This is a genomic window from Enterobacter sp. ECC_219_Taxon_10, assembly GCF_058354905.1.
This window is the reverse complement of sequence record NZ_CM178005.1, coordinates 2,295,147-2,307,150: the sequence shown is the minus strand read 5'-3', so window position 1 is coordinate 2,307,150 and position 12,004 is coordinate 2,295,147. Positions and strand designations below refer to the sequence as shown.

At 55.6% G+C, this 12,004-nt stretch carries 11 protein-coding genes; 8 read left to right on the top strand and 3 right to left on the bottom strand.

Features of this window, described 5'->3' with window-relative positions:
• The first annotated feature begins 192 nt into the window (after positions 1-192).
• The 5 genes from AC4ICF_RS11060 (at position 193) to AC4ICF_RS11040 (ending at position 6,380) form a co-directional block, all read left to right on the top strand.
• On the top strand, positions 193-807 hold the full coding sequence (locus tag AC4ICF_RS11060; protein WP_316379075.1) for a TetR family transcriptional regulator: 615 nt from the start codon (positions 193-195) through the stop codon (positions 805-807).
• Positions 808-882: 75 nt separating this feature from the next.
• Positions 883-1,992: an efflux RND transporter periplasmic adaptor subunit gene (locus tag AC4ICF_RS11055; RefSeq protein ID WP_316379074.1), complete on the top strand. Its 1,110-nt coding sequence runs from the start codon at positions 883-885 to the stop codon at positions 1,990-1,992.
• Positions 1,989-5,078 carry an efflux RND transporter permease subunit gene (locus AC4ICF_RS11050; RefSeq protein WP_316379073.1) on the top strand — a complete coding sequence of 1,030 codons (3,090 nt, stop codon included), beginning with the start codon at positions 1,989-1,991 and terminating at the stop codon, positions 5,076-5,078. The genes AC4ICF_RS11055 and AC4ICF_RS11050 overlap by 4 nt, the downstream gene beginning before the upstream one ends.
• A 34-nt stretch (positions 5,079-5,112) precedes the next feature.
• On the top strand, positions 5,113-5,706 hold the full coding sequence (locus AC4ICF_RS11045) for a TetR/AcrR family transcriptional regulator (RefSeq protein ID WP_316379072.1): 594 nt from the start codon (positions 5,113-5,115) through the stop codon (positions 5,704-5,706).
• Between the two features lie 74 nt (positions 5,707-5,780).
• Positions 5,781-6,380: an NAD(P)H-dependent oxidoreductase gene (locus AC4ICF_RS11040; protein WP_116340115.1), complete on the top strand. Its 600-nt coding sequence runs from the start codon at positions 5,781-5,783 to the stop codon at positions 6,378-6,380.
• Here the strand turns inward: AC4ICF_RS11040 and AC4ICF_RS11035 are convergent.
• On the bottom strand, positions 6,373-7,257 hold the full coding sequence (locus tag AC4ICF_RS11035) for a LysR family transcriptional regulator (protein ID WP_116340117.1): 885 nt from the start codon (positions 7,255-7,257) through the stop codon (positions 6,373-6,375). The two genes, AC4ICF_RS11040 and AC4ICF_RS11035, sit on opposite strands and share 8 nt — an antisense overlap.
• 125 nt (positions 7,258-7,382) lie before the next feature.
• On the opposite strand from AC4ICF_RS11035, the gene AC4ICF_RS11030 reads away from it, so the two are divergent.
• Positions 7,383-8,804 (top strand): amidohydrolase family protein, encoded by a 1,422-nt coding sequence (locus tag AC4ICF_RS11030; protein ID WP_316379071.1) that lies wholly within the window; start codon positions 7,383-7,385, stop codon positions 8,802-8,804.
• A gap of 228 nt (positions 8,805-9,032) precedes the next feature.
• The gene (locus tag AC4ICF_RS11025; protein WP_316379070.1) at positions 9,033-9,575 is read left to right on the top strand and encodes a cysteine hydrolase family protein; all 543 of its coding nucleotides are present in this window, start codon (positions 9,033-9,035) and stop codon (positions 9,573-9,575) included.
• 63 nt (positions 9,576-9,638) lie between these two features.
• Here the strand turns inward: AC4ICF_RS11025 and AC4ICF_RS11020 are convergent, their stop codons facing one another.
• Together AC4ICF_RS11020 and AC4ICF_RS11015 are read right to left on the bottom strand one after the other, a co-directional pair.
• On the bottom strand, positions 9,639-10,115 hold the full coding sequence (locus AC4ICF_RS11020) for a WbuC family cupin fold metalloprotein (RefSeq protein ID WP_316379069.1): 477 nt from the start codon (positions 10,113-10,115) through the stop codon (positions 9,639-9,641).
• A 136-nt stretch (positions 10,116-10,251) separates the two neighbouring features.
• Positions 10,252-11,037 carry a phosphotransferase family protein gene (locus AC4ICF_RS11015; RefSeq protein WP_316379068.1) on the bottom strand — a complete coding sequence of 262 codons (786 nt, stop codon included), beginning with the start codon at positions 11,035-11,037 and terminating at the stop codon, positions 10,252-10,254.
• Positions 11,038-11,213: 176 nt separating this feature from the next.
• Here AC4ICF_RS11015 and AC4ICF_RS11010 point away from each other — a divergent pair, with 176 nt between their 5' ends.
• Entirely contained in the window at positions 11,214-11,867 is a 654-nt protein-coding gene (locus tag AC4ICF_RS11010) for a hypothetical protein (RefSeq protein ID WP_316379067.1), read from the top strand.
• Positions 11,868-12,004 lie beyond the last annotated feature (137 nt).

Sequence of the window (12,004 nt, the reverse complement as noted above, 5' to 3'; positions counted from 1 at the left end):
TCAGTGCAAGGGAGTTGCACTGAAATCCTTGCTTATCGCAGACAGATAGATGCCATAATGCGCGAAAAACAGTGATACACTCACCCCACCTGGTTGATCGTCCCGTCTGAACGGCGCATGATGAATGACGGTAACCAAAGTACAAAATGGTCACTCGTTGTTAATCGTAGCCTGTCACGCTAAGCTTAAATAATGACTAAAAATATGAATCCCCCATCAGCACGTGGTCCCCTTGACCACGCTGTCAGAGAACAAATCGTCGAAGCGGCCTTTGAGCACTTCGGTCACTACGGCTATGAAAAAACCACCGTCGCCGAGCTGGCGAAATCTATTGGTTTTTCAAAATCCTACATTTATAAGTTCTTCGATTCCAAACAGGCCATCGGCGAGGTGATCTGCGCTAACCGCCTGGAGCTGATTATGGCGGCGGTGCTTTCCGCCATCGAGGATGCACCGTCAGCAAGCGAAAAATTACGCCGTCTTTTCAAGGCGCTCACCGAAGCGGGGAGCGAGCTGTTTTTCCACGACCGTAAGCTTTACGACATCGCCGCCGTCGCCGCGCAGGAGCAGTGGCCTTCAACCGAAAAGTATTGTGAAAGCCTGATGAAGCTGATTGAGAGCATCATTATCGAAGGCAGACATTCCGGCGAGTTCGAAAGGAAGACGCCGCTGGATGAGGTAACCTGTGCCGTCTACATGGTGATGTGCCCTTACATTAACCCCGTCCAGCTTCAGTACAACCTTGAAACCGCCCCAACGGCAGCGGTACTTCTCTCCTCATTGATCTTAAGAAGCCTGGCCCCCTGATTAGTGACCATTGACTTTATTGGTCACTAATCACAGAATGCGGAAACTATCCTGTTACCTCAATAAGGGTTTCCCATGCTCAGGCTCACTTCAGCCCACGTTGCCGTTTGTCTCCTGCCGTTTGCCCTCGCGGCATGCGGCGATATTTCCGCGAGTGACGATCCGCGCACAAAGCCACCGCTTGTCCGATCCGTCTCCGTCGAGCTTGCGAACAATACCGCCCGCGCCTTCACGGGCGTGGTGGTTGCCAGAACGCAGAGCGATTTAGGCTTCAGGGTTCAGGGGAAAATCCTTGAACGCCTGGTTGATACGGGTCAGACCGTCAAACAGGGCCAGCCCTTGCTGCGCCTGGATCCAATTGACCTGAAATTTCAGGCCCAGGCGCAGCAGCGCGCGGTGGACGCAGCCCAGGCGCGCGCGCGAAAAGCCTCCAGCGATGAGGCGCGCTATCGTGGTCTGGTGGCCACCGGCGCGGTGTCCGCCTCCGAGTATGACCAAATCAAAGCGGCGGCGGATACCGCCAGAGCAGAACTCAGCGCGGCACGGGCGCAGGCCAGCGTGGCGCACAACGCCACGGGCTATGCCGTCCTGCTGGCGGATTCTGACGGCGTGGTCATGGAGACGCTCGCCGAGCCGGGTCAGGTCGTCAGTGCCGGACAGGTGGCGATCAGGCTCGCCAGAGCGGGACAGCGTGAAGCGCTCGTGCAGCTTCCGGAAACGCTGCGCCCTGCCGTCGGCAGCGAAGCGCAGGCCACGCTGTATGGCAATGAAGAACACCCGGTCACCGCAACGCTGCGCCTGCTGTCTGACTCGGCCGATGCCACAACCCGCACCTACGAAGCTCGTTACGTGCTGGACGGGCCGCTGGCGAACGCGCCGCTGGGGGCGACCGTCACGATTAACATTCAGCACAATAAAGCGGAAGGTCAGGTCATGCAGGTCCCGCTGGCCTCGCTCTACGATGCGGGCAACGGCCCCGGCGTCTGGCGCATTTCTGCTCCGCCTGCAAAGGTCGCCTGGACGCCCGTCAGGGTGCTGAGCGTGGGTGAAGATGCGGTGCAGATTGCGGGCGGCGTGAAGCCCGGCGAGAAGATTGTGGCGTTAGGCGCACACCTTTTACATGAAGGTGAAATTGTCAGGCTTGCCGCGCAACGCAATGCCACACTTGCGGAGAGCGCGCCATGAGCGGAAGCCGCTTCAACCTGTCAGCGCTGGCCGTGCGTGAGCGTTCCGTCACGCTGTTTCTGATCGTTCTCGTTACCATCGCCGGAATTTACGCCTTCTTTGGGCTCGGGCGCGCGGAAGACCCGCCCTTCACGGTGAAGCAAATGACGGTGATAACCGTCTGGCCGGGGGCGACCGCGCAGGAGATCCAGGATCAGGTCGCCGAGCCGCTGGAAAAGCGGCTGCAGGAACTTAAATGGTATGACCGGACGGAAACTTATACCCGTCCCGGCATGGCGTTTATCACCTTGTCGTTGCAGGACAAAACCCCGCCTGCCGAGGTGCAGGAGGAGTTCTATCAGGCGCGGAAGAAGCTTGGAGATGAATCGCAGCGTCTTCCGACGGGCGTCATCGGCCCGATGATCAACGACGAATTCTCGGATGTCACCTTTGCCCTTTTTGCCCTGAAAGCAAAAAGCGAACCGCAGCGGCAGCTGGTACGTGATGCCGAAGGCCTGCGCCAGCAGCTTCTGCACGTTCCCGGCGTCAAGAAAGTGAACATTATTGGCGAACAGGCCGAGCGGATTTATATCGCCTTCTCCCATGACCGTCTGGCGACGATGGGCCTCGCCCCTGAGGACATTTTTAACGCACTTAACGGCCAGAACGCATTGACCGCGGCGGGCTCCATCGAGACCCGAGGCGCACAAATCTTTATCCGCCTCGACGGCGCGTTCGACGAACTGCAGAAGATCCGCGATACGCCCGTTGTGGCCCGGGGCAAAACGCTCAGGCTGTCCGACATCGCCACGGTTGAACGCGGCTACGAAGATCCCCCGACGATGCTGATACGTAACCAGCATGAGCCCGCCCTGCTGCTCGGCATCGTGATGCGCGAGGGCTGGAACGGCCTGACGCTGGGTAAAGCGCTGGATGCGGAAACGGCGAAAATTAATGAGAGTCTGCCGCTTGGCATGACCCTGACCAAGGTCACCGACCAGTCCGTGAATATTCGCTCGTCGGTTGACGAGTTCATGATTAAATTCTTCGTCGCCCTGCTGGTTGTCATGGTGGTGTGTTTTGTCAGCATGGGCTGGCGCGTGGGGGTGGTGGTTGCGGCGGCGGTGCCGCTGACGCTGGCGGTGGTCTTCGTGGTGATGGAGGCGGCGGGGATAAACTTTGACCGCGTCACGTTGGGCTCCCTGATCCTCGCCCTCGGCCTGCTGGTTGATGATGCCATTATCGCCATTGAAATGATGGTGGTGAAAATGGAGGAAGGTTACGACAGAATCAAAGCCTCGGCCTACGCCTGGAGCCACACCGCCGCGCCGATGCTGGCCGGTACCCTGGTGACGGCCATTGGCTTTATGCCGAATGGTTTTGCCCAGTCGACCGCCGGAGAATACACCAGCAACATGTTCTGGGTAGTTGGCCTCGCTCTCATTGCCTCGTGGTTCGTCGCCGTGGTGTTCACGCCCTATCTGGGGGTGAAGATCCTGCCATCGATCCCTAAAGTAGAAGGAGGCCATGCCGCCATCTATAACACGCCTCGCTATAACCGTTTTCGCCAGCTGCTTGCCCGCGTTATCGCCAGAAAATGGCGAGTGGCCGGGTCGGTGGTCGCCATTTTCATCCTGGCCGTGCTCGGCATGGGTCTGGTAAAAAAACAATTTTTCCCGACCTCCGATCGCCCGGAAGTGCTGGTTGAGGTGCAGATGCCCTACGGCACCTCGATTGAGCAAACCAGCGCCGCAGCGGCAAAAATCGAAGCGTGGCTGGGCCAGCAGCCTGAAGCCAACATTGTCACTGCCTATATTGGTCAGGGTTCGCCCCGCTTTTATCTGGCGATGGCGCCTGAACTGCCCGACCCGTCTTTTGCGAAAATTGTGATCCTGACGGACAGCGAGACGTCACGCGAGGCGCTCAAGCTCCGGCTGAGAGACGCTGTCGCCAACGGCCTTGCGCCCGAAGCGCGCGTACGGGTGACGCAGCTGGTGTTTGGCCCGTACTCGCCCTTCCCGGTCGCCTGGCGTGTATCAGGCCCGGACGTGAGCAAGGTGCGCGACATTGCTGATAAGGTGAAAGCCGTGCTTCAGGCAAGCCCGATGATGCGGACCGTCAACACCGACTGGGGGTCGCGCGTTCCGGTATTGCATTTCACTCTCGATCAAAGCCGCCTGCAGGCGACCGGCTTAACCTCCAGCGCCGTTGCCGAGCAGCTTCAGTTCCTGCTATCAGGCGTGCCGATAACCTCCGTACGGGAAGATATTCGTTCGGTAGAGGTCATTGGACGCGCGGCGGGTGATATCCGTCTCGATCCGGCGAAAATTGAGGGCTTCACCCTGGTCGGCAATGCGGGACAGCGCCTTCCGCTGTCTCAAATCGGCAAGATTGAGATCGGTATGGAAGATCCGATTCTGCGCCGTCGCGATCGTACCCCCACAATCACCGTGCGCGGTGATATCGCCGACGGCCTTCAGCCACCGGACGTGTCGGTCGCCATCATGAAGCAGCTCCAGCCGATTGTTGAGTCGCTGCCGGCCGGGTACCGTATTGACATGGCGGGTTCGATTGAGGAATCGGGAAAAGCCACGCAGGCAATGATTCCATTGTTCCCGATTATGATTGCCCTGACGCTGCTGATCATCATTTTGCAGGTGCGCTCAATCTCGGCGATGGTGATGGTGTTCTTAACCGCCCCGCTGGGGCTGATTGGCGTGGTGCCGACCCTGCTGATTTTCAATCAGCCGTTTGGCATCAACGCGCTGGTCGGCCTGATCGCCCTTTCCGGGATTCTTATGCGCAATACGCTGATCCTGATTGGCCAAATCAATCATAACCAGAACGAGGGTCTCGATCCGTTCCGGGCGGTGGTCGAGGCAACGGTCCAGCGAGCCAGGCCCGTCTTGCTGACGGCACTGGCCGCCGTGCTGGCGTTCATCCCCCTGACGCATTCGGTGTTCTGGGGCACGCTGGCTTACACGCTAATCGGCGGAACGCTGGGCGGGACGATTGTCACACTCGTCTTCCTGCCCGCGATGTATGCGATCTGGTTCCGGATCCGCCCTGCGGAACAACGGGTGCAGCACCCCGCAGAAAACGTGTAAACTACCATGAGTAGATAACAGTTCAGAGGAAAGCATGGTTGTTAAGCGCTTGAGAAAAGTGGACCGCCGCGTGCAGCTGCTGGAGGTTGCGCGCGGAATCATTCGTCAGCAAGGCACGGAGGCGCTGACCCTTGGCTACCTGGCGGAGCGAGCCAACGTGACCAAGCCTATCCCCTACGACCACTTCGGCGATCGTGAAGGGCTGCTGATGGCGCTGTACCAGGACTATAGCGATCGGCAGTTGGCGAAATTCCGTGAGACGCTGGCGGTCGACAGCAAAACGCTGGAAAAGACGATCCGCTTTTTCAGCGCCGCTTATATCGACTGCGCCATTTCCGCCGGGCCTGAAACCGGGCCAATCGCAGCGGCGCTATCCGGCTCCCGCGCGTTGCAGACGTTTCGGGAGGCATGCGTGGCCGAATGTGCCGACTGCCTGCGTACCGCGCTTTCCCCGTTCGTCGTACTGAAAGGCGTTCAGGGAGAAGCAGCTCTGACGGCCATTATCGGTGCGGCAGACGCGCTCAGCACGGCCGCGGGTAACGGCGTGCTCGCCCGGAACGTGGCGGAAGATACGCTCAGCGGCGCGATGATCGGGGTGCTGGAGACCTACGTGAATAGCACAAAATGATCGCCTGGGGCGGATTGACACATAAGTTACCAATAGTAATATAGACATCAGTTCTCACCCATTGCGAGGTCGCTATGTCTGCAACACACGCCATCAATAACGCGCTGATCGTGACGGCTCACCCTGTCGACACGTCCTTATCCCATACGCTGGCTACCCGCATTGCCGGGAAATTACGCGAGCAAGGTACACAGGTTGAGATCGCCGATCTGCATGCTGAAGGGTTTAATCCGGCGATGACCCGCGCCGATCTCGATTTCTATCACGGCGATCCGAGCGCGCTTCCCGACGATATTTTGCGCGAGCAGCAGCGCGTCGAGCGGGCGGAAATGCTGGTGTTTGTCTTCCCGGTGTACTGGTGGTCGGTCCCCGCGCTGTTGAAAGGCTGGTTCGATCGCGTTTTAACCCTGAACTGGGCGTATAAGGTGGCCGACGACGGACGGATTGTGGGCAACCTACGGGACGTTCCCGTCCGCCTGATTGCCACCGGCGGCAGCGATCTCGCCGGATTCGACAAACATGGCTATTCGACGGCGATTCAGACGCAGATTATCGAAGGTGTATTTGGCTTCTGCGGGTTGAAGAACGTTAAGCTCGATATCCTTTACCAGGCAGACACGGCTACGCCTGAGCAGGTTGAGGATTTTCTGGAGGGGCTTGGGAGTATTAAATAATCCCGGCTATCCAGTCAGCAAAAGCGCGCACGACAGGAGAAAGATAACGCTGGTGGGGATAAAGCAGCGTGACGGGCACCGACGGCGGCTGCCAGTCCGCCAGCACCTCCACCAGCCTTCCCTCGCGCAGATGCTCTGCGACAATATTCCCGGCAACCTGCACCAGCCCAAAACCCTTAAGACACATCTGGATATAAAGCTCCGTATCATTGACGGCGGCAGCACCGCTCACTGGAACAGACCGCATTTCATTGCCCTGAACGAAGCGCAATTCGTTCGCGCGTCGTCTCTGCCCGGAAAAATAGTGAACCGCCCGGTGCCCGCTCAGCGCATCGGGCGACTGGGGAATACCGTATTCCCGGAGATAGTCCGGCGAGGCGCAGGTGACCCAGCGAAAACGGCCCAGAGGACGGGCTACCAGCGTGGAGTTATTCAGTTCCCCTGTTCGAATTACACAGTCGACGCCCTCCTGCACCAGGTCAACCTGGCGATCGCTGACGCCGATCGTCAGGTAGATATCCGGATAAAGACGGCAGAACTCGTCCAGATGTGGCATCACGATGTGATGAGCAATCCCGGCAGGCATATCTACCCGCAGGCGTCCCTGTGGCCGACTGCCGGAATCGCTCAGGCTGGACTCCGCCTGCTCGATTAATGAGAGAATTTCCCGACAGTGCGTCAGGTACTGTAAACCTTCCGGCGTCACGCTCACCCGCCGTGTCGTCCTGTTCAGCAGGCGCACCTGCAGGTATTTTTCCAGATTTTTAATCGTGCTGGTGACCGTTGATGAAGGCAGGAAGAGTGTTTCAGCCGCGCGAACGAAGCTGCCGGACTCCGCCACCCGCACAAAGATTTGCATTGCCTGGATACGATCCATTTGTCCCAAAGCCTTTATAAATTTAATTATTCGCTAATTATGAATAATGAAAACGCATTGCGCATCTTTTTCGCGTTAATTAAGTGGCGTAGCGTTTCGGTACTAATGACAGAAAGAGACTGAAAATGACCGGCTACGCAAGAAATATTGTGAATAATCAAAACACCACTTCCCCGGCGACGCTCATCCGTGGCGCTACGATCCTCAGCATGGATGAGAGCGTGGGCAGTATTGAACGCGGCGAGATCCTGATCGCCGGGCCCACCATTGTGGCTGTCGGCGAAAACCTGGAGGCAAAGGGAGCGAGGGTTATTGATGCTACAAACATGATTGCTATGCCGGGGATGGTGGACACCCATCGCCACGCCTGGGAGGGGCAATTGCGTCGCATCAACCCCAACGCGGAATCGCTGGAAGACTACTGCAACGCCACGCATTTCTCATTTGCGAAATACTACCGCCCTGCCGATATGTACGTTGGCAACCTCCTCTCCGCGCTGGGCTGTATTGACGCCGGGATCACCACCGTCATTGATAATTCCCACAACAGCCGCAGCGCAGCCCATTCGGATGCCGCCGTCGAGGCGCTTCTGGATGCGGGGATCCGCGCCATTCACGCTTCAGGCGCACCGGTTTCCGGGGAATGGGATACCGCACACTGGCCAGGAAACTGGCAACGCCTGCAGGAAAAGTATTTCCGGGACAACCCGGACGGACTTGTGTCGCTGGCGGTGATGGCGCAGCTGGAGCCGGAGATGTGGGCTGAGGCGCGCAGGCTCGGGCTACCGATCGTCACTGAATTTTTCGGCGGTGAGATGGCCTCACGGCTTGCGGTATTGCGGCAGGAGGGACTGCTGGGCGCGGATAATATCTTTAATCACTGCACGGCGCTGCCTGACGAAGGCTGGGCGATCCTGAGAGATGCTGGCGTGAGGGTAAACGTCTGCCCTCGCTCCGACGCACACTACGGCATTGAGGACGGGATGTTTGCCATTCAGTCAGCGATGCGCCACGGCATTCACCCTGGCCTAAGCGTGGATAATGAAACGTCCTACAGCGGTGACATGTTTATGGAGATGCGCGTAGCGTTTTACCTGCAGCGCGTTATGGGTATGCATCAACAACACGGCTGTCGCAGCGCACATTCCCCGAAAACGCTTCAGGCAGCCCAGCTTCTGAAGGCCGCCACTCTCGATGGCGCGGCGTGCGCCGGTCTGCAGGAGAAAGTCGGCAGCCTGACGCCGGGCAAGAAGGCCGATCTGATCCTGATTAACGCGGGGGATCTGAACCTTTACCCCTCCGGAAATGCCTTTGGCACGGTCGTGCATGCAGCAGAGCGCAGCAATATTGACACCGTGATGATTGGCGGACGCATCGTTAAGCAAGGCGGCAACGTGCTGGGCGTGGACAGAGCACGTCTCCGTGCAGCGATTGATGAATCACGTCAGCATCTTTATACCGCTGCAGGCTATGAGCCTGACATGTTTGCAGACGCCTTCCTGCCGCTGCATCAGGCCCCTACTCAAGTTGGTGTATTGAAGGAATGAGTTAAGCAACGTTATAACTAACGCGATAATTCCGTATACAGCGGAATGTATTAACAAAGGCCATGTTATGTATCAGTCAGTTCAGCCAACAACCACCCTCACCACCACCGGAACCTTCGGCGGTGCGAGCGTATCTGTAGCGAACGACTGACAAACAGAACCTCAATCCCCGCCGGCCAGGACGGGGAAATCTCTCTCCGTTCACCACCCTCTGAATGGAGAAAGAAAATGGTTTCATCTGACAATGCTCTCTTAATCATCGACATGCAGCAGGGCCTCTTCCGGGGCCCAGTTTCCCCCAGTTCCGCCGATGCCGTTCTGGCAAATATCCGTTTATTAATAGCCAACGCGCGGCATGCGCAGGTACCCGTCTTTTTTGCCCGCCATATTGGACCAGACGACTCCCCGCACTCAGAGAAGGGTCCCTTAACACAGCTGATACCCGAGCTGGACGTGAAGGAGCAGGATGTTGTTTTCACCAAGCGCTATCCCAGCTGTTTCCGGGAAACCGATTTGCAGCGTGAACTTAATCAGCGAGGCATCAAACAGCTGGTCATTGCCGGGATGAAAACAGATTTTTGTGTCGACACCACCTGCCGGGCCGCGCCGGAGCTGGGTTTCAGGACGGTATTGATTTCAGATGCACATACAACAATGGATAATGCACATTTATCCGCCAATGACATCATCGCGCATCACAACAGCACGCTGGCCGGTCCGTTCGTGACGCTGTCGACTGCCGGAGACTGGCATTTTAATACGGTCGGTTGAGTTGGCGGGATCGTCTCTCTTTCCCGGCGCGGCTTTCCGCGCGCCGGGCAAATAAGAGAAAAATTACAGGGTAAAACCCCCGTCACCCACCTGCACCTGAGCGTACCATTTCATCAGCGCCGCGGTACCGGGCGCATTCTCCGCCGGTGACCAGGGGGCGGTATCCTGCTCAGGAACAGGCTGGTAGCCGCCGTGCTTAACCTCAAAAATAACGCCGCCTTTATCCAGCGACAGCACGGCATGCCAGGTGCCGGCATCCATCTCCAGCACTTTGCACTCTTCGCCTAACACCACGCGCCGGGTCACGTTCCCGCTGTCATCGAAGTTCAATACCAGAAAGCGACCGCTCAGCGCCGTCAGCAGCTCAAACGTATGCGGGTGGCGATGGGGGCGAACATAGGTGCCGGGCTCCATGGCGATAGCCAGGCGCTGCACCGGGTCGCTCAGCTCAGGATGTAAATTACGGTGCGCCCGTAAGCGAGGAGAATTTGCGGCCTGCTCGCTTTGCTGCTGCAGGTCACTGAAGGTAATTTGTTTCATATAAGCCTTTGTGAATGTGGGCAGTCTACGGCAACCCGATAGCCGCACGACGTTATACCATCCTGAAAGGTCGATGAGCGATGGCATTTATGAAACAAAACGCTGCATGGGGTTCGCATGTTCTGTTACAACGTGCTCAAAGCAGAGAGAGGAACTCATCCAGCCAGCCGGGCAGATGTTCTCTGTACCAGGTAAGATAGAGATTAAGGTCGCTCTTTTTCCTTTCGTGCAGGAGTAACACGACTTCAGTAACAATCCATGCCTTGGCGAGAGCGATTTCTCTGGCTAACCTGTCTGCGTCCAGATGCGTGGCAAAAACACAGTAGCGCTCGGCAAGTTGTAAAATGCTTTGTTTTGAGCCCATCCCCTTAACCAGCGGAGCAAGGTCGATAGCCGGGCTGCCGGTGCCGAATCTTTCCCAGTCGAAAAGTATCGTATCGCCGTTTTCTCTTCTGCCCCAGTTACCCGCATTGGTATCGCCTGAAATTAAACATTTCTGACGAAACAAAACGCTGCCCGCTTGTTGAAAACGTCGCATCTGCCGCTCAGCGCGGGCGGGCAATTCCAGAAGAGACAGAGATTTTTCAAGCGCTGACGCAGACCAGGTGTGGGTGTGATACATCCATTCGGCGTCGGCAGGATAATTGTGAAGGCGTGAAAGTTGCCTCAATATCTCGTTCCCTGCAACCTCATCCTGGGAGATCTTATGAGGAACGTATTCGAGCGTCAGGCTGCGTCGGCGTGGGTCGGCGTGAAGCAACCGCGGGGATTCAACAACGCCGCTGAGTGGTTCCGCCGCACGCGTATAAAAGCCATATTCAACATCGCTAACAGGGCATTTTTCTATTACCTGATTGCCATGGTGATCCACAATTAGATGGACTTTTGCTGCGCCCATTCTGGATAAGTTCTCGCCAGACATACCACCCTCATGTCACTGGTTCGGGGCATAAGTATAGTGGATCATTATGCAATGCTATGAAAATACCCCTCTGAACTTACTAATCTTTTAGTTTACAATTACCCCTTTAAACGGGAACTGCTAAACACCTGCTATACACAAGCGCCCCCATTTTCATTAACGCAGTGGATTAAAAAATGACAAAGTCTGGATTTAAAATTACTTCATTTATTTCGCCTACAATACAATTCATATTAGCGTTCGCAACTTTTATACTTAGTGTAACCTTCAGCCTTGAGCAAAATAGAATATCAAAACTCCAATACTCACCACTTTTTATTTTAAGCATCAACCAACTTTTCGGAAAAGATTACACACCAACACAATCAGAAAAATTTGATATATTCAACGAAGGTTATTCCATAAACAATTATAACTATAAACTCCATTCAATCATGAATGTTGCATATACCCTTAACAACAAATCATATGAAAAAAAATTCTACGTTGATTACTTCTCTGTACAATCAAAGAAGTCCGGCGGAAAAGATCGCATGTCAGGGGGCATAGGTGAGTACAACATCTTATTATTCAGCAACCTAAAAAAACAAATCATAAAAAATTTTAACGATAAAGGTATCAATCTAATAAACATTGAACTTCATCATTATTCTGAAATAAGTTACTCCGATACAGAACTCAAGGGGAATTACGTCTACTTCGCAGATTCCGAGCGTGTAACAAAAGATATTTATGACAATTATTTAGCTGGGATTGATGGTTACTATACAATATCACTCTACAGCCCAAATATAGATGAAATCATATCAAGAACCTTACGAGGCAATTAGTTAAATATTGAATATATGCAACTCTAATATTGCGAGTTGCATATGAATTATTTGAATTGCTCCACAGGGTCTGGTTCTCATAATCCACCCACGCCACTGAGAGCGGGCTTTCGGTTCGGATTTTAGCGGCAAAGGTT

Bases quoted from the DNA above. Each gene is read 5' to 3' on its own strand.
- AC4ICF_RS11060 (WP_316379075.1), top strand. From the start codon at position 193: ATGACTAAAAATATGAATCCCCCATCAGCACGTGGTCCCCTTGACCAC.
- AC4ICF_RS11055 (WP_316379074.1), top strand. From the start codon at position 883: ATGCTCAGGCTCACTTCAGCCCACGTTGCCGTTTGTCTCCTGCCGTTT.
- AC4ICF_RS11050 (WP_316379073.1), top strand. From the start codon at position 1,989: ATGAGCGGAAGCCGCTTCAACCTGTCAGCGCTGGCCGTGCGTGAGCGT.
- AC4ICF_RS11045 (WP_316379072.1), top strand. From the start codon at position 5,113: ATGGTTGTTAAGCGCTTGAGAAAAGTGGACCGCCGCGTGCAGCTGCTG.
- AC4ICF_RS11040 (WP_116340115.1), top strand. From the start codon at position 5,781: ATGTCTGCAACACACGCCATCAATAACGCGCTGATCGTGACGGCTCAC.
- AC4ICF_RS11035 (WP_116340117.1), bottom strand. From the start codon at position 7,257: ATGGATCGTATCCAGGCAATGCAAATCTTTGTGCGGGTGGCGGAGTCC.
- AC4ICF_RS11030 (WP_316379071.1), top strand. From the start codon at position 7,383: ATGACCGGCTACGCAAGAAATATTGTGAATAATCAAAACACCACTTCC.
- AC4ICF_RS11025 (WP_316379070.1), top strand. From the start codon at position 9,033: ATGGTTTCATCTGACAATGCTCTCTTAATCATCGACATGCAGCAGGGC.
- AC4ICF_RS11020 (WP_316379069.1), bottom strand. From the start codon at position 10,115: ATGAAACAAATTACCTTCAGTGACCTGCAGCAGCAAAGCGAGCAGGCC.
- AC4ICF_RS11015 (WP_316379068.1), bottom strand. From the start codon at position 11,037: ATGTCTGGCGAGAACTTATCCAGAATGGGCGCAGCAAAAGTCCATCTA.
- AC4ICF_RS11010 (WP_316379067.1), top strand. From the start codon at position 11,214: ATGACAAAGTCTGGATTTAAAATTACTTCATTTATTTCGCCTACAATA.